The sequence below is a fragment of the Pseudomonas sp. B21-047 genome, assembly GCF_024748775.1.
GTDB lineage: Bacteria > Pseudomonadota > Gammaproteobacteria > Pseudomonadales > Pseudomonadaceae > Aquipseudomonas > Aquipseudomonas capeferrum.
In genome coordinates this window covers 2,803,200-2,824,114 of the sequence record NZ_CP087169.1, presented here as the reverse complement: position 1 = coordinate 2,824,114, position 20,915 = coordinate 2,803,200, and the positions used below count along the sequence as shown (strand labels likewise).

Annotated in this window: 18 protein-coding genes; 7 read left to right on the top strand and 11 right to left on the bottom strand. The window is 61.2% G+C overall.

Translation table 11 applies throughout. The annotated features are described in order from the left end of the window. Nucleotides 1-72: 72 nt before the first annotated feature. From LOY26_RS12645 to LOY26_RS12600, 10 genes are all read right to left on the bottom strand, one after another. Nucleotides 73-2,979, bottom strand: coding sequence for an FAD-binding and (Fe-S)-binding domain-containing protein (locus LOY26_RS12645; protein ID WP_258714847.1), 2,907 nt, complete (start codon nucleotides 2,977-2,979; stop codon nucleotides 73-75). Between the two features lie 177 nt (nucleotides 2,980-3,156). Continuing rightward, nucleotides 3,157-4,083, bottom strand: coding sequence for a glyoxylate/hydroxypyruvate reductase A (locus LOY26_RS12640; protein WP_186664516.1), 927 nt, complete (start codon nucleotides 4,081-4,083; stop codon nucleotides 3,157-3,159). A gap of 143 nt (nucleotides 4,084-4,226) precedes the next feature. Continuing rightward, nucleotides 4,227-4,604, bottom strand: coding sequence for a VOC family protein (locus LOY26_RS12635; RefSeq protein ID WP_258714846.1), 378 nt, complete (start codon nucleotides 4,602-4,604; stop codon nucleotides 4,227-4,229). A gap of 85 nt (nucleotides 4,605-4,689) precedes the next feature. Next, a complete protein-coding gene (locus LOY26_RS12630; RefSeq protein ID WP_186653095.1) occupies nucleotides 4,690-4,926 on the bottom strand; it encodes a hypothetical protein in 237 nt (78 codons plus the stop codon). Between the two features lie 100 nt (nucleotides 4,927-5,026). Continuing rightward, entirely contained in the window at nucleotides 5,027-5,644 is a 618-nt protein-coding gene (locus LOY26_RS12625) for a dTMP kinase (protein WP_258714845.1), read from the bottom strand. Nucleotides 5,645-5,658: 14 nt separating this feature from the next. Beyond that, complete coding sequence (locus LOY26_RS12620; RefSeq protein ID WP_186653092.1) at nucleotides 5,659-6,081, bottom strand: hypothetical protein; 423 nt, start codon at nucleotides 6,079-6,081, stop codon at nucleotides 5,659-5,661. Between the two features lie 26 nt (nucleotides 6,082-6,107). Then, nucleotides 6,108-6,923, bottom strand: a complete 816-nt coding sequence (locus LOY26_RS12615; RefSeq protein WP_050506052.1) for a helix-turn-helix transcriptional regulator — start codon at nucleotides 6,921-6,923, stop codon at nucleotides 6,108-6,110. Between the two features lie 76 nt (nucleotides 6,924-6,999). Beyond that, nucleotides 7,000-8,340 (bottom strand): MFS transporter, encoded by a 1,341-nt coding sequence (locus tag LOY26_RS12610; protein ID WP_186664521.1) that lies wholly within the window; start codon nucleotides 8,338-8,340, stop codon nucleotides 7,000-7,002. A gap of 85 nt (nucleotides 8,341-8,425) precedes the next feature. After that, nucleotides 8,426-8,614, bottom strand: coding sequence for a hypothetical protein (locus LOY26_RS12605; RefSeq protein WP_033697795.1), 189 nt, complete (start codon nucleotides 8,612-8,614; stop codon nucleotides 8,426-8,428). A gap of 7 nt (nucleotides 8,615-8,621) precedes the next feature. Further along, the gene (locus LOY26_RS12600; protein ID WP_258714844.1) at nucleotides 8,622-10,319 is read right to left on the bottom strand and encodes an FAD-dependent monooxygenase; all 1,698 of its coding nucleotides are present in this window, start codon (nucleotides 10,317-10,319) and stop codon (nucleotides 8,622-8,624) included. Between the two features lie 355 nt (nucleotides 10,320-10,674). Here LOY26_RS12600 and LOY26_RS12595 point away from each other — a divergent pair, with 355 nt between their 5' ends. Both LOY26_RS12595 and LOY26_RS12590 read left to right on the top strand, forming a co-directional pair. Beyond that, the gene (locus LOY26_RS12595) at nucleotides 10,675-12,051 is read left to right on the top strand and encodes an amino acid permease (protein WP_033697791.1); all 1,377 of its coding nucleotides are present in this window, start codon (nucleotides 10,675-10,677) and stop codon (nucleotides 12,049-12,051) included. Between the two features lie 201 nt (nucleotides 12,052-12,252). After that, a complete protein-coding gene (locus LOY26_RS12590; protein WP_258714843.1) occupies nucleotides 12,253-14,817 on the top strand; it encodes an HWE histidine kinase domain-containing protein in 2,565 nt (854 codons plus the stop codon). A 61-nt stretch (nucleotides 14,818-14,878) separates the two neighbouring features. Here LOY26_RS12590 and LOY26_RS12585 read toward each other — a convergent pair whose 3' ends face one another. Beyond that, complete coding sequence (locus LOY26_RS12585; protein ID WP_186653075.1) at nucleotides 14,879-15,151, bottom strand: PepSY domain-containing protein; 273 nt, start codon at nucleotides 15,149-15,151, stop codon at nucleotides 14,879-14,881. A gap of 101 nt (nucleotides 15,152-15,252) precedes the next feature. Here LOY26_RS12585 and LOY26_RS12580 point away from each other — a divergent pair, with 101 nt between their 5' ends. The 5 genes from LOY26_RS12580 (at nucleotide 15,253) to LOY26_RS12560 (ending at nucleotide 20,886) form a co-directional block, all read left to right on the top strand. Next, nucleotides 15,253-16,188 carry a LysR family transcriptional regulator gene (locus LOY26_RS12580; RefSeq protein ID WP_186664529.1) on the top strand — a complete coding sequence of 312 codons (936 nt, stop codon included), beginning with the start codon at nucleotides 15,253-15,255 and terminating at the stop codon, nucleotides 16,186-16,188. 95 nt (nucleotides 16,189-16,283) lie between these two features. Beyond that, nucleotides 16,284-17,498 carry an MFS transporter gene (locus LOY26_RS12575; RefSeq protein ID WP_258714842.1) on the top strand — a complete coding sequence of 405 codons (1,215 nt, stop codon included), beginning with the start codon at nucleotides 16,284-16,286 and terminating at the stop codon, nucleotides 17,496-17,498. A gap of 51 nt (nucleotides 17,499-17,549) precedes the next feature. Beyond that, complete coding sequence (locus tag LOY26_RS12570) at nucleotides 17,550-18,398, top strand: LysR family transcriptional regulator (RefSeq protein WP_258714841.1); 849 nt, start codon at nucleotides 17,550-17,552, stop codon at nucleotides 18,396-18,398. A 116-nt stretch (nucleotides 18,399-18,514) separates the two neighbouring features. Then, nucleotides 18,515-19,510, top strand: a complete 996-nt coding sequence (locus LOY26_RS12565) for an aldo/keto reductase (protein WP_186653063.1) — start codon at nucleotides 18,515-18,517, stop codon at nucleotides 19,508-19,510. A gap of 188 nt (nucleotides 19,511-19,698) precedes the next feature. After that, entirely contained in the window at nucleotides 19,699-20,886 is a 1,188-nt protein-coding gene (locus LOY26_RS12560; protein WP_186653060.1) for an MFS transporter, read from the top strand. The last annotated feature ends 29 nt before the right edge of the window (nucleotides 20,887-20,915 follow it).

Below are 20,915 nucleotides of genomic sequence, written 5' to 3'. Positions count from 1 at the left end.
CAGCACTCGATGGCTGCCAGGTTTGCAACGACCTTAGCAGCCAGATACTGGAGAATGCTGCGCTGCGTGCAACTAACCCAGAATTTTCGCAAGGTACTCGGCCAGGTGCATGGCTTCTCTGCCACTCACGTTGCGGATCTGCCCGCGGCAACTGAAGCCATCGGCAACGACCGCCGCCTGCTGCGGGATCTTGTCGATGTGAGGTTTGAACTCATTCTCACCGATGATCTTCGCAATCGGAGCCGTCTTGCTATGGTAAGCGTATGCACCCGCCACGCCGCAGCACCCCGCAGCAATCACCTGGCCCTGGCCGCCCAGCTTTTCAAGAACGCCCTGCTCCCCAGCCATCCCGCCGCAGGACTTCTGGTGGCAATGCCCATGTATGCGCACGTCTTCGTTGATCGAAGGCAACTGCAAACCACGCTGCTCGATGAACTCACTCAAGGTCATGATCGACTTCTCGAGCTTTTGGGCGCGCGGGTCCGTCGGGAACAGGCCCGGCATTTCGTCGCGGAACACCGACAAGCAACTGGGCTCAAGGACGATGACTGGAAGCCCCTCTTCGAGCACTGGCGCCAACTGGGCAAGGATCTGCTCAAGGTTCGACTTGGCCTGATCGATCATGCCCACGTCGTAATAAGGCCGGCCGCAGCACACATGGCGCTTCATCAGTTTTACGCTAAACCCAAGCGCCTCGAGTACGGTTACACCCGCTTCGAGCACGTGGGGCGTGAAGCCATTATTGAAGCTGTCCACCCACAACAGCACCTCTGTACCGACACGCACACGCTCATTTTTCAGGATGCGCCTGGCCGTAGCGCTGCTACGGAAACTCTGCGAGGCGACCTTTGGGAACTTGGCTTCACGCGCCAGCCCGAAATAAGCACCCGCCTTACGCACCAGCGGGTTACCCATGGCGTAGTTGAGTACGGGTGACAGCTTGGTGGCATGAGGCAGCCATGCGCCGATGCGCCCGATCATGGCGTCCATCACCGGGCGCGGCTTGTGGCTGTAATAGCGGCTAAGGAACTCGGTCTTGTAGCGGGCGATGTTCACATTGGTCGGGCAGTCCGTCTTGCAGCCCTTGCAGCTCAGGCACAGATCCAGAGAGTCCTTGACCTCCTCGTTCTGCCAGGCACCTTCGATCACCTCGCCCTTCAACAGCTCGAAAAACAAACGTGCACGGCCGCGGGTGGAGTACTTCTCTTCGCGGGTCGCCCTGAAGCTTGGGCACATGGTGCCGCCATCGAGCGAGCGGCATTTACCCATCCCGATGCAGCGCTCGGCCTCACGCGCCAGGCCCTTGTCACCGAGGCGTGCATCGTAGGTGAACTGGCTGGGGATTTCGCGGCGCTCATAGTCCGGGCCCAACCGCAGGTTGGCATCGACCGGCATGGCATGGATCAGCTTGCCTGGGTTCATCTTGTTCAGCGGGTCCCAGATCGCTTTGAATTCGGCAAAGGCGTTCATGATCTCGGTGGAGTACATGATCCGCAGGTATTCCCCCTTGGCCTGGCCATCACCATGCTCGCCCGACAACGAACCGCCGTAGCGCACGACCAGGTGAGCCGCCTCCTCCAAGAATTCTCGCCAGTTATCCAGGCCGTCCTGGGATTTCAGGTCGAAGGTAATGCGCGAGTGGATACAGCCATCACCAAAGTGCCCGTAGAGGTTGGTCTTGTAGCCGTAGCTGCTGACCAGGCGCTTGAACTCGCGAAGGTACTGGCCAAGGTGCGCGGGCTCGACCGCTGCGTCCTCCCACCCTACGACAGGATCAGGCGCGTTCGGGTCCAGCCCCAGCGAGGTCGCCGAGGCGCCCGTCTCGCGGATCGTCCAGATTCGATTCATCAAACCTGCATCGATCACCAGCCGCACACTTGGGCTACCCGGCAATTCAGGCGCGATGTCCACGGCCTTCTGGGCGAAGGCAATCGCTTGCTCAGTCGACAGAGCACCAAACTCGATCATCAACCAGGCGTTGCCAGCCGGAAGCTCAGCGATATCGGCAAGCTTCATCCCGCGTTCTTTGAGCCCATCGATGATGCCATCATCCAACCCTTCCATTGCGATTGGGTTGAGCGGCAGCAACTGCGGTACGGAGTCGGCTGCGTAATAGATCTCGTCATAGCCCAGCACCACCAGCACGCGGTGAGTCGGGTTCTTCACCAGAATCGTCTCAGCCTGCAGGACGGTGACGCAGGTGCCTTCGACGCCCACCAGCGCGCGTGCAATGTTGAAGCCGTTTTCAGGCAACAACTGATCGAGGTTGTAGCCCGACACGCGACGTTTGAGTTTGGGGAACCCCTCGCGAATGTGCGCCTCGTTGCGATCGACCAGCGCCTTCAATGCCTGCACGATCTCGGCACGTCGCCCACCGGCCCTGATGTGTTGCTGGTAGGCGGCCTCGTCGGTAGGCCCTACCCAGAAACGCTCACCGTCATAGGTCAGAATTTCCAGGCGCTCGACGTTTTCGACTGTCTTGCCCGCCATCACCGAGTGAGCGCCACAGGAGTTGTTGCCGATCATGCCGCCCAGCGTGCAGCGGCTATGAGTTGCAGGGTCCGGGCCGAAGGTCAGCCCCACCTTGGCCGCCTCGCTTTTGAGCTGATCGCAGATCACACCCGGCTGCACCCTGGCCAGGCGCCTTGCAGGGTCAATCTCATGAACAGCATGAAGGTATTTGGAGGCATCGATCACAACCGCCGCGTTCACCGCCTGGCCGCACATGGAGGTACCCGCGCCACGCGGCAAGATCGGCATGCCGGCCTCTTTGCAGAGGCGTACCGTGGTCACGATATCGTCGACGGTTTTGGGAATGACAATGCCTATCGGCAGCTGACGATAGTTTGAGGCCTCGGAGGCGTAGATAGCGCGGGTGGAGGCGTCGAATCGAACCTCCGCCGAGGTTTGCGCCTCAAGCTTGGCGCGCAGGGTCATCAGGAGGTTGAGGTCGAAAGGGATAGGGTTGTTTTTTGTCATTAGGAGAAGCCTGGTCTCGATCATCAGCACGGAAACGCAACGGCCCTACGGGGACTCCCCAGGGTAGAGCAGTGGGCGTTAACTACTGTAAGCCGAGCGCGGATGAGGCTCTACCAACTCGGAATAGGAAGAAACAGGCTTTTCATGCTTCTTCAGGTAGGATCAAATCGCGACGCCTCAGTAGCCCTTGCCGCGATGCACCGTGTTCAGCAAGGGCAGGCCGCTGCGCGCGCGGTGAAGGTTTCGCACGATGACATCAACAGCGCCCCTGACCTGAACATTGCTGGCGATATGCGGGGTCAGCAATACCCGCGGGTGCCGCCAGAACGCGTGGTCGGGCAAGGGAGGCTCCTGATCAAGCACGTCCAGCACCGCGCCTGCGACCTTGCCGGTATCAAGCGCCGCCAACAGATCCTGCTCGACAACATGAGCACCCCGCCCCACGTTCACCACACCTGCCCCTGTGGGCAGCGCACCGAGCGTGGTCGCGTTCAATATGCCCGCCGTTTCGGGTGTCAGAGGCAACAGGTTGATCAGGATGTCGCATTGGCCTAGAAATGCATGCAATTGCTCATTACCCACGTAGCAACGCGCACCCGCGACCACTTTCGGCGAGCGGCTCCACGCATTCAGCTGGAAGCCCAGTGGCTGCAACCGCTGCAGGGCTACCTGCCCGAGGTTCCCCAGCCCCATCACACCCACACGCCGCTCGCACGCAGGGGTGATCGGCAAAGGCGCCCAGCGGCGCTCGCGCTGACTGTTCTTGTAAGTGAGGATGTCACGGTGCAAGGCCAGTACGGCAAAGGTCACGTACTCGGCCATGATGTCGGCCATGGCGCCATCCACCAGCCTGACCAGCGAAACGTGCTCGGGTAGCTCAGACAGGTCGAACTGATCGACGCCGGCGCCTGCCGAGTACAGCACGCTGAGGTTTGGGAACTGCGCCATCAGCCTGGGCATCGGTTTCCAGGCAATCAGATACTCGATGTCGCGCGCATCGCCCACCTCGGGCCATTCGCGAAACTCAAGTTCGGGGGCACTTTCATGAAAAGCCTGACGCCATTGAGCAGCACTGCCGGGCTCGGCCATGTAGAGAATAGCCATGTCTGGCTCCTGTTATTCAGTACATACATGATGCCCACCCCAACGACATGATGCCTTCACATGGGTGCACTAAAAGAACAGCCGTTCCTCCTGCCTCGAGTAGGTAGTTTCACCACCGGTACTGAAAGCCCTGAAGCGCCAAGTCACAGCTGTTCGGAAATCTCGATCAGATTGAGATCAGGGTCGCGCACATAGACCGAGAGGATAGGCCCGGTCGCCCCGGTCCGCTGAACAGGCCCTTCGACAATGGGCCAGTTCTGAGCTTCGAGGTGTGCGACCACCTGCTCGAGCCCGATACTGGCGATCAAGCACACGTCCAATGCCCCCGGCACCGGCAGGTGGGCCTTTGGCTCGAACTCATGCCCGCGAACATGGACGTTGATCTTTTGATTGCCGAAACAGAACGCAAGGCGGCCTGCCCCAAAGGTCTGCAAACGCATCCCCAGAACACGGACGTAGAAATCTTTGCAAGCGTCGACATCAGTGGTGGTCAGTACCAGATGATCCAAGTGATCAATCATAGCGATAGAAGCTCCCTTGCCTGCGTTGGCGGGTTTTCATCATGTCTGCAGTAACCCTGCAGGTGGGCGTTTGTTATGCGCCTGCTCACAAGCCGGCTGGGGTTACCTCAACCTGCGAGATATCAAGCGAATCTGCCTGTTGCAGGATCTCGGTTGGGGTGGCATTCGCAGCAGGCATGACGAGACTGTTTTCACCATCTCCATAATGCAACACGATCAAGTGCATGGCTGCCTCGTGAAGGGGAAGCTCACGCTGCTTGAGCTGAAGCTGATGGGTACGCGGCTGGCCCTGGAAAACATACTTGAGGTTGAAGGTTTGCATTTGCTGTGCTCCATAGAGTTGGCATGACAAATATCCTGACTCGGCAGACAGCATTTGGTTCGACTTGCTCGACGTGCATGACCTTTACCCTGCGCTGCCCCTATTGGCCTCGCAACACCCTGTATATCTCGGCAACCACCTGCATCGTCGCCTCCTCGACCGTGCCCTCATTGCGGCACAACACCCACCCCTGCTCCGCAACCGCTCGCTCGAACGCCTGGGTACTGGCAACCTGCTCTTGCAGGTTGAACATCACGGTACTGCCCAGCCCGCGCGACCGCGCCGCTGCCCTGGCCCATGAGATTTCAGGGTCGGTGACCACCCCGACATGCAGGTCTGGCACGCGCACATTGCGCTCGATATTCAGGCGCAGAATGTCTGCAAACGGGACTATCCGGCGAAACGCAGCATCCGACGGGTACCAGCGGTCGATCAGGATGATGCTGCCCTGGGGCTGTCTGGGCAGCACATGCTGTGAAATCCAGCTACGGCTATCGGCCAGGCGCTCGCAAACCCCCATTTCCAGCTCCCGGCTGGGGTTTCTGACGAGTTGGTTGACCAGGGCCATTGTTGCCCCTCTGTTGGGGTCATTATTGCGCTCGCAAAGCCGGACCACCTTGTTGTTGCCTGCCCTCAGTACTTTTGTAATGGCCTCAAGCAGTGTGGTCTTGCCAGTGCCCTTGGGCCCATCCAGAGAAACGAACAGCGGACGATTCATTGTTTGAACATCACTCACATAAGGCAATAATACGCGCTGACCTCGGCAACGATCGCCCCCTTGGCATCGTACAGCCGCGCCTCAGGCGTCAAAGCCATGGAACGCGCCTCCAGCACATAGCGCTGGCCGGCTTTGAAATGCGGGTAGTTGAGCGTCAGGTAGCACTCGCGCACGGTGGAGCCCCCCATCATGCTCATGCCCGAACCCCCGCTTGCTTCGTAGTCGAACCTGACGATCAGCTCATGGCTGCCGGGGCTGACCTGAAAAAACCGGCCGTCGCGTAGGCGTTGCTGGTCCAGGCGTTCAGCCATCAACAACCTGTCGTTGGGAAACGGGACCGAGAAGTCGACCCACGCCATCTGCGGATCGGCAGCCGGCATTGGCGCCTGACAACCCGCAATCGCCGTGATCGCGAGCAACACCATCAACCTGCGCATGATAGATGCCCCAAGGGTTCAGGCATTCAGGATAGCGCCCACTGGGCCTGCGTGGTCAAGCCAAACAGCTCACGCAAACCGTTGACACCCAGTTTGCGGTATAGCCGTTTCACATACGTCGCGGCGCTGACGGGGCGAACCCCCAGATGCTCGGCAATGTCTTCCACTGCAAGGCCGCTCAGCATCAGGCGCAACAGCGTTTGTTCACGCAAGGTCAGCGCCACATGCTGCTGCTTGATTACCCGCTCGGCCAACAGCAAGGGCAGTTCATTGGCTTGCAGGTGCGCATGGTAATGCAGGCGCACGGCCTGGATCAGCAACGGCGCCAGGGCTTCCAGGTAGTTCATTTCCTGCGCCGAGAAGCGCCCGTGCTCGCGGCCGCGGTAGAAGTTCACCGACAACCAGCGGTTGCTTTCACAGTGGGTCAGCAAGGCTACCCGCTCGGCAATCTGTGGCTGCTCATAGCAGATGCGCCGGTACTCGGGGTGCGTGATGTCGTCAGCTGACTGGCGTTGCACGATGGTGTTGGTGACGCAGTGGCTTTGGCTCATCACCTGCTGGTTGCCATCCAGGCCGAAGAAGCGTTGCACATATTTGTGGGAGATCGCCGGCAGCGAGACTTCGCGCGCCCGGTCCGCAAACGAGAACACCTCGGCGTTGCGCCGCTGCGGATAAGCGAAGATCGTGCATTGGGCCAACGGCACGCCCGAGCCGATCACCTGCAGCAAATCCGCTGCGAGGAACTTGCTGCGGTTCTGGCCCACCCTGGCGAACAGATTGGCGGTGTGAGCGATATTGAAGCGGTGTTCACTACTGCCGGGGCGCAAGGGCCAGTACTGCATAGCGGTTTCTCTCGACGTGTCGGGCGCAGGTTCTGTGGTTATTGCCTACTACGGCTACCCGGCACTCTATCACCCTTCAGCGCCCGGGCTCTGGCGGCGCAATGGGCAGGCGCAGGGCCAGCAGTGCGCCGAGGACCAGCAGCAGGGCAGCATAGGCGAAACCTGCGCTGAAACTGGACGTCAGGTCCTTCAGCCAGCCGACCACCAGCGGGTTGACTGCCGAGCCGATATTGCCCATGGCGTTGATCACCGCGATACCCACCGCACGGGCACTGAAACTCAGCACCTGGTCGGGCGTTGTCCAGAAAATCGACATGGCGCTGTAAGAGCCGCTGGCCGCCATGCACACCCCCAGCAATTGCACCACCGGATAGCTCGACAGCGCAGTGAGCACCCAGCCAGCCGCAGCCATCAGCATGGGCAGCACCAAGTGCCAGCGGCGCTCGCGGGTGCGGTCCGAATGCAGGCCCCAGACGATCATCAGGACAATGGTGCAGATCTGCGGGATGGCCGCCAGAAAGCCGATCGCCTGGTTACTGCTGGCGCTGTTGAAGCTTTTGACGATCAACGGTGTCCATACCGCAATCATTGCCAAGGTGTTGACCAGGCAAAAGTAGACCAGGCAGAACAGCAGGATGCGCGGCGAGGCCAGTTCGCGCCCGACGCTGCGGGCAGGCTGTGTGGCAGTTGCCGGGCAGGCAGCGCGCTCCGCTTGCAGTGCGCGCTGCAGCAGCGCCTGTTCTTCGCCATCCAACCACTTCGCCTGTTGCGGGCGGTCATCCAGATAACCGAACACCACGCAGCCCATCAGCACCGAGGGCAAGCCTTCGAGCAGGAACAGCCATTGCCAGCCCTTCAGCCCCCACATGCCATCCAGGCCCAGAATCAGCCCCGACAGCGCAGCGCTGAACCCGGCGGTAAATGGCATGGCGATCATGAACAGCGCGTTGGCGCGGGCCCGGTAAGCCGAAGGAAACCAGAAGGTCAGGTACAGCAACACGCCAGGCAAGAACCCTGCTTCGGTCACACCCACCAGAATCCGCAACAGGTAAAGCGAGGTGGCATCGGTCGCAAACAGCGTGCAGGTAGACGCCAGCCCCCAGGCAATCATCAGGCTGCCGATCCAGCGACGGGCCCCGATACGTGCCAGGGCCATGTTGCTGGGTATGCCACAGGCGATGTATGCGACATAGAAGAAGGTACTGGCCAGGCCAAACTGAGTGCCCGTGAGGCCCAGGTCGCCCATCATGGTCAGGCCGGCAAAACCGATATTGATGCGGTCCAGAAACGACAGTACGAAGCAGGCAAACAAAAAGCCGATCAGCCTTTTCGAGATCTTTTTACACACGTGCTGATAGCGGTCGTCAACACCGGCCACCGTCGGGGTGGTCGCGCTGGCGATAGGACTGCGCGTCATGGGGAACTTCCTGATTATTGTTATAGGAAGGCTCGCCGGCTCGAACAGATAAACCGGCGGCAAATGCACGAAAGCCAGAGGCTGATTACAGGTCCAGCAACGCCGTGCGCGTCAGCGCCAGAAACTGCTCTGCGTCGCCAAGCGCCTGAGCGCTGAGCAGCGCCAGTTTCACCAGAAACAGCTCGCGTTTGCCCTCTTCGATGTGGTCAAGGGCATCCGCTAGCTGGTCGTAGAGGGTCTCAATGTCGCTGATGGTCAGTTGCTTGTGTTCCATAGGGTTCTCACTCATTGCCCAAAGCGGTTTCGACGGCATCACGCAAAGCCTGCCCATTGAGGTGATGCCAGCGGGCGCAAACGTGCTGGTCCGGGCGCATCAGGTAAGCACCGCCCGCCGACGCACCATATTTGTTGCGCAGGTGGCCGCCAGGGTCGTCGATCACCCCGTCTGCGCCCCGGACCTCGCCTTGCCGATGACCCACGACAGCCAGCAACTGCAACGGCACGCCTTGGTCACGCAGGCTTTGCGCCTGCGCTTGAATATCGCTCGGCACTTCAACGGCATCAGTGAAATACAGCAGGCAGAACGACGCCTCTAACCTGTCGAACAGGAACTGGTCATCGCCGAGCCGCACGTTCAGCAGCGGCGCGCCCTGGTGAGGCCCGCAGCTGAAGCGTGCATTGTCGTCATGCTTGCAGTTGAGTGCAGAGTCCACATAGTCATGTGGCCGCGAAGTGCGCCAGTGGTACAGCGGGCGGACGAACGCCTGGGTCAGTGACAACGACAGTACGGCATCGCGCAACAGGCGATAACCCGCACTGGGCGGCGTCATGAAACGGGTGCTCTTCCCCGCTTCGGCAATGATCTCGCGCGCGGCCCCTACCCGCTCCGCGCTATACGAGGCCAGCAGCCCCGGGCCAGCAACGCCCTTGAGGGTCAGCGCCAGCTTCCAGCCCAGGCCGTGACAGTCCTGGAAACCGGTGTTGGCACCGCGCACGCCAAAAATGGGCAGCAAATGCGCGGCATCGCCGGTGAATATCACCCGAGTATGCAGGTAATCGGACAGTGTCAGTGCGCGCGCCGAGTACACCGAGCACCAGTCCAGCTCCCACTGCGGGTTCGCTACCCCGACGATGCCCAACTGGGCATTGATACGCTCGCGCAGGGAATCAGCCGACAAGGCCTGTTCGGGCGTTTCACCCCGTGCCAGTTGATAGTCGATGCGCCAGATATTGCCTGGCTCGCGGTGCATGAGCACGGTATTGCCCGGGTTCCAGTGCGGGTCGAAATACGCCAGGCGCTCAGTGGGCAGGTCTAGGTCGATCTTGATGTCGGCGATTACAAAACGGCCTTCGTATGAAGCACCTTCCAGTTGCAGCCCAAGCAGTGTGCGAATGGCCGAACGCGCCCCATCTGCGGCAACCACCCAGCTGGCTTGCAGGGTGTACTCACCCGCAGGGGTATCCACCTCCAGTGTCGCGCGGTCTTCTGCCTGGGCCAGCGCCTTGACCTGGTTGCCCCAGCGCAGCTCGATCATCGGGTTGGCGTGGCAGGCATCGACCAGAAACTGCTCCAGGCAAGGCTGTTGCAAGTTGGTCATGGGCGCAAAACGGTCATCGGGGTCGTGCGGGGCCTCCATGCGAAATACCCGCTGATTGCGGTAGTAGGAATTGCCAAAGCGCCAGGGCAGGCCCGCTGAGGTGACACGCTCGGAGATGCCGACCTGCTGCAGGATCTCCAGTGATCGACGGGTGAACACGATCGCCCGGCTGCCTTCGCTGACCTGCCGTTCGGCTTCCAGCACGATCGAGGGGATGCCGTAGCGGGCCAGGTCCAGGGCCGTGGTCAGGCCAATCGGCCCAGCACCGACGATCACCACAGGGTGATGCTGCACCTGGGCATTCACGCTGGCGGTGTGGGCAGGGAAAACCTGGTAATCGAAATAGATAGAGCGACGAGGCTCTGCGAGTGGTGTGTGCATCGCACTGCATCTCCGGATTGTTATGCTTTTTTTGGCCTGAGCCATTTCGGATATGCAGCGGACTGTAAGCGGTGTGAGAAACAGACATGTCCCCTTGAAGGGACAACATTGCACAGCAAAAAGCACGCCCTCAGGAAAAAAACGCAGGATGTTGTGCGCAGAATTCGCTTGAGATAGACGGCCGCATTGCCCAAGGTGGCCAGCCTGACAGCTATTGCCTGAATAAAAGGCTGCAGGGCGTGGACGCAGGCGCACGACGACGCCTGTGTGTGGGGGGTGACTATTTTTGCGGTGGCAAGCCTTGCGCTGCACGAACGTTGCCAATTCCTCCCCGATAATAAGAGAGGACAAGGAAATGCAATCCAACAGTCTGAAGCAAAGCCTGAAACAACGGCACATCACCATGATTGCGCTAGGCGGGGTGATAGGCGCGGGGCTGTTCATGGGGTCGGGCAAGTTGATTGCCTCGGCGGGGCCGGCCGCGATCCTGTCATATTTCATCGGCGGCATCGTGGTCACCTTGGTGATGTTCATGCTCGGCGAGATGGCCTGTCGCAACCCGGACGCCGGCTCGTTCTCGACCTATGCCAATACCTACCTCGGCGAATGGGCGGGTTTTGCCGTCGGCTGGCTGTACTGGCTCAAATCGATGCTGACCATCACCCTGGAGGCGGTGCTGCTAGGCGCCATCCTCAACGACTTTCTGCCGTGGCTACCGATCTGGGCGGGCGCCTTCATCATGCTGGTGACGTTGATGGCCAGCAACGCCTACTCGGTCAAATCGTTCGCTGAAGTGGAGTACTGGCTGGCCGCGATGAAGGTCGCCACCATTCTCATCTTCATGGTGCTGGGTGTCTCGATACTGCTCGGCCTGCACAGCAACATCCCCTCCCCTGGCTGGGTCAACCTGACGGCGCACGATGGCTTCATGCCCAATGGCCTGTCGCCGGTGATGGCGGGCGTGGTGGTGGTGATCTTCTCGCTGGGCGGCAGTGAAATTGCAGCCGTTGCGGCCGGCGAATCGGAAAACCCGCGGCAGAACGTCATCAGGGCAATCAAGAGCGTGATTTTGCGGGTGATGCTGTTCTATGTCGGTTCGGTGTCGATTCTGATCCTGTGCCTGCCCTGGACAGACACTGAAAACCTGGCTTCGCCGTATGTGTCATTGTTCAGCCTGGCCGGGTTCAGTGGCGCGGCGGTGGCCATGAAGATCGTGTTGTTCATCTCGTTCATGTCGGTGATGAACTCGTTCATGTTTTCCAACTCGCGCATGCTGTTCTCGTTGAGCCAGCGTGGCCACGCGCCGAAGCTGTTCTCCCGCACCACCTCCAAAGGGGTGCCGCTCAACGCCCTGCTGCTGAGCCTGAGCATCTGCCTGTTGATCCTGACGGTGCACTTTGTCAGCGGCGGCGACCTGTTCATGACCCTGGCCAAAAGCAGCGGCACGTTCGTGATGATCGTGTGGATCTTCATCATCATCGCCCACTTTGCCATGCGCTGGAAAACCCGGCATGAAGCGGTCGACCCCACGGCGTTCCGGGCGTGGTTCTTCCCTTACGCCAATATCGTTGCGCTGTTCGCGCTGCTGGCCGTGATTGTCACCCAGGCCTTCGACCCAGGGTCGCGCTTTCAGTTCTGGTTTACCACGGTGACCTCACTGGTGGTGGTGGCGGCCTACTTCGTGAAACGTAATCGGATGGCGGCGAAGTCGGTTGGTTACGCAGGGAGCTGACCCGTGCAGGAGCGGGTTTACCCGCTCCCGCCCATGGCGGCACGCTAACCCCCTGTGTTTGCCACCTGTTGCCCTTGATGACGAAGCGTGCCCTGCAAGCTAGACTCCCATGCTGAATTTGACTGTAAACACTTCGTTTGCCTGAAAATGTTCGGCGGTCATGCAGGCAGCCGGCCTCTGGTAAACCGGCAGGGGCCGCCCATGACTTTGCAACCTCCCGTCAACTTGACCAACTGCGATCGCGAACCTATCCAGATCCCCGGCAGCATCCAGCCGCACGGTTGCCTGCTGGCCTGCAACGCGTCGGCAAGCGTCGTGCTGCGGCACTCCGCCAATACCGCCGGCATGCTGGGCGTGGCGGGTGAAATCAACGGGCAACGGCTCGAAACCATCATCGGCAGCGAGGCTGCCCATACGCTGCGCAACGCGCTGGCACGCGTCAGAGAGGCGTCCCGACCGGCGCTGAGCTTTGCCGTGAGTCTGCCGTCCGGGCAGGTGTTCGATGTGGCCGCGCATATTTTCAAAGGCACTGCCCTCCTGGAGTTCGAGCCCTCCGGTGCGGGCATTGCCGAACCAATCGAACTGGTGCGTACCGTCATCGCCCAGTTGCGTGAGATCGACCGCTCCGACAAGCTGTTCCCCGATACTGCCCGGCGTGTTCGCGCACTACTGGGTTATGACCGGGTGATGATCTACCAACTTGGCGTCGACGGCGCCGGCAAGGTCATTGCCGAGGCCAAGCGCAGCGGCCTCGAAAGCTTTCTGGGGCAGTACTTCCCCGCCTCGGACATTCCTCAGCAGGCACGCGCCCTGTACCTGCGCAACCCGGTGCGGATCATTGCCGATGCCCAGTTCAAAACCGTGCCGATCGAGCCAGTACTGGACCTTTCCGGCGAGCCACTGGACCTGTCCTACGCGCACCTGCGCAGCGTCTCGCCCATTCACTGCGAGTACCTGAGCAACATGGGCGTGGGCGCGTCCATGTCCATTTCGATCATCGTCGACGGCGCGCTGTGGGGGCTGATTGCCTGCCACCATTACGCACCCCGCACGCTGACCATGGGCCAGCGGGTCGCAGCGGAGATGTTCGGCGAGTTCTTCTCGCTGCATATCCAGACCCTTCGGGCCAAGCAAACCCTGGAAGCCGCCGCATACGCCCGCCAGGTGTTGGACAACCTGCTGCGCGATGCCCACCGCACGGCGGATATCGAAGAACTGCTGCGTGCCCGCATGACAGACTTCAAGGCGCTCATCCCTTGCGACGGCATCGCCATGTCGCTGCAAGGGCGCTGGTCGGCAGACGCGCTGACACCGCCCAAGGCGGCGGTACCGAACCTGCTGCGCTTTGCCGAGGGGGTCGCCGAGGGGCGTACATGGGCGTCGAACTGCCTGTCGATGGCGCACCCTGCCGCCCAGGATTATGCCGTCGACGTTTCGGGCGTACTGGTGATTCCGATGTCGCAGCAACCGAGGGACTACCTCATGCTGTTTCGCAAGGAGGTGATCGAAACCCTGGATTGGGCCGGTGACCCCAACAAGACCTACGAAAGCGGCCCGCTCGGTGAGCGCCTGACCCCACGCAAAAGCTTTGCTGTCTGGAAGCAGACCGTACATCAGCACTCGCAGCCCTGGTCCGAACAGGACCGCCAGTTCGGTGAGGCCATCCGCGCCGCGATCGTCGAAGTTGCCCTGCACAACAGTGAGCTGATGGCCGATGAGCGCTCCAAGGCCGAAGTGCGCCAGCGGATGCTCAACGAAGAGCTCAACCACCGGGTGAAGAACATTCTTTCACTGATCGGTGCACTGGTGGCCCACCCCACCACTGAAAACCAGACCCTCAACAGCTACGTGGCAACGCTGAAGGGCCGTATCCAGGCATTGTCGCTGGCGCACGATCAGGTCGTGAGGGGGGATGGCGGCGGCCGTTTCGCAACGCTGCTGGAAGCGGAACTGTCGCCGTACCGCACTGCAGCCGATGCCATCACCCTGAGCGGCCCGAACCTGCTGCTCGATGCCCGCGCCTACTCGGTAATGGCGCTGATGCTTCACGAGCTGGCGACCAACGCCGCGAAGTATGGCGCGTTGTCTCGGGCAGGCGGCAAATTGGCGGTCAGCTGGACGATTGATTCGGGTGGCGCTTGCGACATCGCCTGGTGCGAAAGCGGTGGGCCGACGGTGCGCCCGCCAAGCCGAAGCGGTTTTGGCTCGGTACTGATTGAACGCAGCATCCCCTTCGACCTGGGCGGCAGCAGCACGCTCGAGTTCAGACCAGAAGGCCTGCATGGGTATTTCAAAATTCCTGGCAAACACCTGACTCAGCTTGAAACAGCCGACACCCCAGCGCCGCAGGTCGCGCCGGCTGCGCCGCCGGTAAGCTACACGGCCCTGGTCAATGCATGCGTGCTGATTCTTGAAGACCAACTGGTGATTGCCGTGGGCCTTGAACAGATTCTGGCCGATGCGCTGGTCGAGGATGTGATCACCGCAAGCTCGGAAGCCGAGGCAATGAAACTGCTGGCCAGCCACAGGCCTGATGTCGCCGTGCTGGACATCAACCTGGGGACGGGAACCTCCATTGCCGTTGCCGAAGCGCTCTCGCGCCAGCACATCCCATTCCTGTTTGCCACGGGTTACGGCGACAGTGTCAGCATTCCCGCGCACTTGAAGCACGTTCCCGTGGTGCGCAAGCCCTATGACGCCTTGTCGATATTGTCGAACCTGGAAAGCCTGATCGACATTCGGAAAGCTACGGACCAAGCACAATAGCCAGCCGGGCTGGCATTAAAAACCCGCGCACAGGCGCGGGTCGCATTCGTTCAACACCCGGTCACTTGTCCAACTCATCCTTGGTAATGGCGCCAGTGTGCGGATCGACGTGGAATTCGTACTGCTTGCCATCTGCCTTGATACCCTCGCCCTCCCAATGGCCATCATCGGCCTCGATCTTGGTGATCTGGGTATAGCCGGCACTCTTCAACGCAGCTTCGGCCTGGTCTTTGTTGACCTTCCAGTCGGCGCCTGGCTGATCCGCCCAGGCAACATTAGCCCCCAGTGCCCCCACCAGTGCCAAACCCGTGAACAGTCGTGTCATCGCTTTCATCGTCAACATCCTTTTTGCCAGAGTTAAACACTGCGACCCAAGCACTGTCGCTTCGGTTCAATTAGAGTGGCAAGACGGCTATTCATGACATAAGGGTTGATGTGCACTCATCAGAGCGCCTGAAAGGCATCGATGTATTTGTCTGCGTTGCAGACCTCGGCAGTTTTGCGGCGGCAGCGCAGCGCCTGAACCTGACAAGTTCGGCGGTCAGTAAAGGTATCGCGCGGCTGGAAGCGCGCCTGGGGCTGCGCCTGTTCGAACGCACCACCCGCCGGCTTGCCCTGACTGACGCGGGGCAGACCTTCTACAAGACCTGCTCACGGGTGCTGGCCGACCTCGAAGAATCGGAGCTGTCGCTGCACGAGGACTACTTCGAGCCGCGAGGCAGAGTGCGTATCGACCTGCCTGCGGCCTACGGGCGGCTGCACGTATTGCCGGTTATCCTCGACTACATCAAGCGCCATCATCAGCTGCAGCCACACGTGTCCTTTACCGACAGCTTCGTCAACCCGACCGAACAGGGCATCGATATCGTGGTACGTATTGGCGGCCCGGACGTTTGGCCGGACGAGCTGGGCCACCAGTTCATCGGCGCTCAGCGGGTCATCTTTTGCGCGTCACCGGCCTACTTGCAAGCACGCGGCACGCCCGTCGATGAGCGTGACCTGCACGCCCATGACTGTGTGGTTTACGGGCAAGCCGACGGTTTGGGCAGCCCTTGGCACATGACCGGTACCCAGCCTGGCGAAATGGAACGGCGCTTCATGCCGGCGCGGCTTGCCATTGGCGATGGCGAAGGTGTGGTACAGGCCGTGCTGCAAGGCTTGGGCATCACCCAGGTGCCTACCTGGCTGGTCAACCAGCAACTGGCCTGTGGCGAGTTGGTTGAAGTATTGCCGCACCTGGCAACAGAGGGCTTGCCGATGAACGTGGTATGGCTCAGGAAGCGCGAGGCCCTGCCGCGCGTCAGGGCGTTACTGGACGTATTGTTGCAATCACTGCGCATGGACGGCCACGTTCTGCAGCCCGGTGATTAGTGAATAATATTCGCCAAGCCAGTGAATTTTTGCCAGCGATAAGCTTTTTTTGAATCAATACAATGGCAGCACCTTTGATTTCAGGAACTGCCTGCATGACTGCTGTTGAACGCCCTCCCCTGGGCTTGGCGACCAATCGACGCGCCACCTTGGGGACGTTGATCCTCGCCACCTCGGCCTTTCTGATCGTAACCACCGAGTTTTTGATGGTTGGCCTGCTGCCGGGGCTGGCAAGAGACCTTGATGTGTCGATTTCCAGTGCCGGGCAGCTGATCACGCTGTTCGCCTTCACCGTCATGCTCGCCGGCCCGCCGCTGACAGCAGCACTTGCCCACCTGGACAGGCGCAAGCTGTTCGCAGCCATCCTGGCCTTGTTCGCTGCGGCCAATGCGCTTGCTGCCATTGCGCCGAACATCTGGGTGCTAGCAGTAGCGCGATTCTTGCCCGCCCTGGCACTGCCGGTTTTCTGGGGGACGGCCAGCGAGACGGCGGCCAGGATGGTCAGCGCAGATCGCCAGGGGCAGGCCGTCGCGCAGGTGTACCTGGGCATCTCAGCGGCCCTGCTGCTCGGTATCCCGCTGGGTACCTTGGCGGCCAATGCCATCGGCTGGCGCGGCGCCTTCTGGGTATTGGCCGCCGCATCAGCGCTGATGGCCTTTGCCGTGCTGGCCTGGATGCCAGCGGTTGCCCGCCAGCCTAAAGTCGACTTCAGCCAGCAGGCGCGAATTTTCCGTGAACCTATCTTCCTGGCCAACGTGGCCCTCTCGGTCTTGGTGTTCACCGCCATGTTCATTGCCTACACCTACCTCGCAGACATGCTTGAGCGCACCGCAGGTGTGGCAACAGCGGATGTCGGCTGGTGGCTGATGGGCTTCGGTGCCATCGGTTTGCTGGGCAACTGGCTGGGTGGTCGCGCGGTCAGGCAATCGCCGATCAAGGCCACTGCGCTGTTCCTGGCTTTGCTAGGGGTGGGCATGGCGGCATTCAGCCCGCTGGCTTCGGCACCGATTACGCTCTGGGCGGCGCTGGCCCTGTGGGGCATCGCCAACACGGCGCTGTACCCCATCTGCCAAGTCCGGGTGATGAACGCGGTGTCGCATTCCCAGGCGTTGGCCGGCACTACCAACGTATCCGCCGCCAATGCCGGGATCGGCCTGGGCGCGCTGCTGGGTGGGTTGGTCATCCCCGCGTTCGGTGTATCGTCGCTCGGTTATGTGGCGGCGGGCGTAGCCCTGCTGGCCATGCTGTGCGTGCCCGGCGTGGCGCGCCTGCAGGCACGGGCTGAGCATATGGCGGTACAACCCGGCTGACGGGCACCGCTTGAATCCGCGTATCATCAGGCCTCACAGCCGAGGCCTGTCATGTTCGATTGGGAAGACCTGCGTCACTTTTCTGCTTTCATCAGCGCCGGCTCGCTCTCGGCCGCCGCCAAGCGCCTGGGCGTTGACCACGCCACCGTGGCCCGGCGCATCAGCTCGCTCGAAGCGTCCTTGCAGCTCAAACTGGTGGACCGCCGGCCACGGGCCTACGCCCTCACCGAACAAGGCTTGCGGGTCGGCGAGTTCGCCGAGCAGATGCTGGCCTCTTCGTTTGCACTGGAGCACTTTGCCAGTGCCGACCAACATACCGTTGAAGGCGAAGTGGTGATTGCTGCCCCCCCTGCGCTGCTGGGCAGCATGGTGGCACGCAGGCTGGGGGCACTGTATCAACGCTACCCCCATTTGCAGTTAAAACTGGTCGGCAGCAAGTCGCGCGCCTCGTTGGCGCGTCGCGAAGCAGACGTGGCCATTGCCTTGGCCAGGCCCACCGAACCCACCTTGGTGGCCAGCTTGCTCGGCCATCTGGAATACACGCTGTACGCCTCGGCGGCCTACCTACGCCAACGCGAACCGCAGGTGTATATCGGCTACGACGAATCCCAGGCCAAATCCCCACAGCAACTGTGGCTGCTCAAGCACGCCACAGGCCGCCCTTTCGCCCTGCAAAGCAACGACTTGCGCATCCAGGCCCAGGCAGCAGCCGGGGGCGTGGGCATTGCCTGCCTGCCCGCCTTCATGGCTGAGGAATACGGGCTCAAGCCAGCCAACGACAACAGTTCGATGAGCATCGAAATCTGGCTGGCGGTTCATGAAGACGTGCGCAATACACCCCGCATCAAAGCCGTGACCGACTTTTTGATCGAACAGGTGAAGCCCCTGCTTCGCTTGTGAATTTTTGCAAACATCGCCTGCACATTCCGGGAATTTGCGCAGTGCCGCATCGCCGTTAACCTTGTGCCATCGCTCGGCAACCTGCGCCGGGCAATGCCGCCAGAGAGGGCACGCAGATGCAGTACGTCAAACTCGGAAACACCGGCCTGGATGTCTCCCGGCTGTGCCTGGGGTGCATGACATTCGGTGACCCCGATGCCGGTACCCATCCCTGGACCCTGGATGTGGACCAGAGCCGCCCGATCATCCGCCACGCGGTGGAACAGGGCATCAACTTCTTCGACACGGCCAACAGCTATTCGGCCGGCACCTCGGAGGTCATCCTGGGCCAACTGCTCAAGGCGTTTACGCGCCGTGAGGACACGGTGATCGCGACCAAGGTCTTCTACCCCGCGAACATGTGGGAAGGCGCCAGCAAGCCCAATGAGCAAGGCCTTTCGCGCAAAGCCATCTTCAGCAGTATCGACGCGAGCCTGAGCCGCCTGGGGGTGGATTACGTCGACCTGTACCAAGTGCATCGCTGGGACTATCACACCCCCATCGAAGAAACCATGGAAGCGCTGCACGATGTGGTCAAGGCCGGCAAGGCCCGCTACATCGGTGCCTCGTCGATGTACGCCTGGCAGTTCGCCAAAGCCCAGCACGTTGCCGCGGCCAATGGCTGGAGCCGGTTCGTCTCGATGCAGAACTACCTCAACCTGGTGTATCGGGAAGAAGAGCGGGAAATGATCCCCTTGTGCCAGGACCAAGGCGTCGGGCTGATGCCCTGGAGCCCGCTGGCACGCGGACGGCTGACCCGGCCCAAGGGGCAGGAAACGGCGCGCACGCTGAGCGATGTTTCCGGCAAGTCGTTCTATGAGCGGACCGAAGCCGAGGATGGGCGGGTGATTGATGTGGTCGAGCAGATTGCCGCTGAACGTGGCGTACCCATGGCGCAGGTGGCGTTGGCCTGGGTGCTCGGGCAACGCGGCGTGTCTGCACCGATTATTGGTGCATCGAAGCCTGCGCACCTTGACGATGCCATTGCGGCGTTGGGGCTTGAGTTGAGTGATGAAGAGGTCATGCGGCTGGAAGCGCCTTATGTGCCGCATGCGGTTACCGGGTTCAAGTAGGCCTTGGTGTAGGGCTTGGGAGGTTCAGCGCCTATGAGATCGAGCGCCGCCCACGCGGCGCTCGATCTCATAGGCGCCAAAGAACTTGCGACAAGCACATCGCAAGCCCCCTGCAGCCTCGACGTGCCTCTCCCGGATTGACTATGATTCCGCCTTGAACGTTTCAGCATGTTTCAATAAGGATTCAAATGTCTGTCCAAGAACCACCACCGCTCCCCCTCCCGAAACGCACTGTCGCCAAGATGGAAGCCGCCATGGCGCTGGGCAGCTTTGCCATCGGCACCGGCGAATTCGCCATCATGGGGTTGATGCCGGACATCGCCAGCAACCTGCAACTGAGCGAGCCTGAGGTGGGCCATGCCATCAGTGCCTATGCGCTGGGCGTGATGGTCGGTGCCCCGACGCTGGCGATCCTCGGCGCCAAGCTGCTGCGCAAGCACATGCTGCTGCTGTTGATGGCGCTGTATGCCTTGGGCAACCTGGCCACGGCATTTGCCCCCTCCTTCGGCGGCCTGGTGGCCTTTCGCTTCATCAGCGGCCTGCCCCATGGCGCGTACTTCGGCATTGCGGCGGTGGTGGCATCGAGCATGGTGGCAAACAACCAGCGGGCGGGAGCCGTCGCGCGGGTGATGATGGGCCTGACGTTGGCCATGCTGCTGGGCAACCCGGTTGCGACCTTCCTGGGGCAGTACTTTGGCTGGCGCTCTGCGTTTGTGTTGGTCGGGCTGATTGCCCTGTGCACCATCGCCCTGGTCTGGCGCTTCGTGCCGCAACCGCACGATGAGGTGCGCAGCGACCCGCGCAAGGAACTGCAGGCGTTCGCCCTGCCCCAGGTGTGGATGGCACTGGCCATTGCCTCGATCGGGTTTGCCGGCATGTTCTGTGTGTTCAGCTACCTGGCACCGACCATGCTGCACGTGACCCAGGTGTCGCCGCACTGGATCCCCTTTGGCCTGGCCGCCTTTGGCGTGGGTGGCATCGTTGGCAACATCGCCGGTGGCAAGCTGTTCGATCGCCTGCAGTTCCGCGCCGTGGGCCTGGTGTTGGTCTGGTCGATTGCTGTGCTGCTGTTTTTCACCTTTGCGGCACAATCGCTTTGGACGCTGCTGCTGGGCGTCGGCCTGGTCGGCACCATGATTGCCCTGGCCGCGCCGTTGCAGATTCGCCTGATGGATATTGCCCATGAAGCGCCAAGCCTGGCGGCGGCTTCGAACCATGCGGCGTTCAACCTGGCCAACGCGCTTGGGCCGTGGTTGGGTGGCATGGCCATCACCGCGGGGCTGGGCTGGACCAGTACGGGTTACATCGGTGCGGCTACGGCATTGGTCGGTTTGGGGATTTACCTGGTGGCCCGTCGCATGAAGGGGGGGCATTGATCCAATCGAGGTAATGGGGGGCGTGTGGG

Coding starts and splice junctions, on each gene's coding strand:
- LOY26_RS12595 (WP_033697791.1), top strand. CDS start 10,675: ATGCAATCCAACAGTCTGAAGCAAAGCCTGAAACAACGGCACATCACC.
- LOY26_RS12610 (WP_186664521.1), bottom strand. CDS start 8,340: ATGACGCGCAGTCCTATCGCCAGCGCGACCACCCCGACGGTGGCCGGT.
- LOY26_RS12615 (WP_050506052.1), bottom strand. CDS start 6,923: ATGCAGTACTGGCCCTTGCGCCCCGGCAGTAGTGAACACCGCTTCAAT.
- LOY26_RS12605 (WP_033697795.1), bottom strand. CDS start 8,614: ATGGAACACAAGCAACTGACCATCAGCGACATTGAGACCCTCTACGAC.
- LOY26_RS12575 (WP_258714842.1), top strand. CDS start 16,284: ATGACTGCTGTTGAACGCCCTCCCCTGGGCTTGGCGACCAATCGACGC.
- LOY26_RS12570 (WP_258714841.1), top strand. CDS start 17,550: ATGTTCGATTGGGAAGACCTGCGTCACTTTTCTGCTTTCATCAGCGCC.
- LOY26_RS12600 (WP_258714844.1), bottom strand. CDS start 10,319: ATGCACACACCACTCGCAGAGCCTCGTCGCTCTATCTATTTCGATTAC.
- LOY26_RS12590 (WP_258714843.1), top strand. CDS start 12,253: ATGACTTTGCAACCTCCCGTCAACTTGACCAACTGCGATCGCGAACCT.
- LOY26_RS12560 (WP_186653060.1), top strand. CDS start 19,699: ATGTCTGTCCAAGAACCACCACCGCTCCCCCTCCCGAAACGCACTGTC.
- LOY26_RS12625 (WP_258714845.1), bottom strand. CDS start 5,644: ATGAATCGTCCGCTGTTCGTTTCTCTGGATGGGCCCAAGGGCACTGGC.
- LOY26_RS12635 (WP_258714846.1), bottom strand. CDS start 4,604: ATGATTGATCACTTGGATCATCTGGTACTGACCACCACTGATGTCGAC.
- LOY26_RS12565 (WP_186653063.1), top strand. CDS start 18,515: ATGCAGTACGTCAAACTCGGAAACACCGGCCTGGATGTCTCCCGGCTG.
- LOY26_RS12640 (WP_186664516.1), bottom strand. CDS start 4,083: ATGGCTATTCTCTACATGGCCGAGCCCGGCAGTGCTGCTCAATGGCGT.
- LOY26_RS12630 (WP_186653095.1), bottom strand. CDS start 4,926: ATGCAAACCTTCAACCTCAAGTATGTTTTCCAGGGCCAGCCGCGTACC.
- LOY26_RS12585 (WP_186653075.1), bottom strand. CDS start 15,151: ATGAAAGCGATGACACGACTGTTCACGGGTTTGGCACTGGTGGGGGCA.
- LOY26_RS12620 (WP_186653092.1), bottom strand. CDS start 6,081: ATGCGCAGGTTGATGGTGTTGCTCGCGATCACGGCGATTGCGGGTTGT.
- LOY26_RS12645 (WP_258714847.1), bottom strand. CDS start 2,979: ATGACAAAAAACAACCCTATCCCTTTCGACCTCAACCTCCTGATGACC.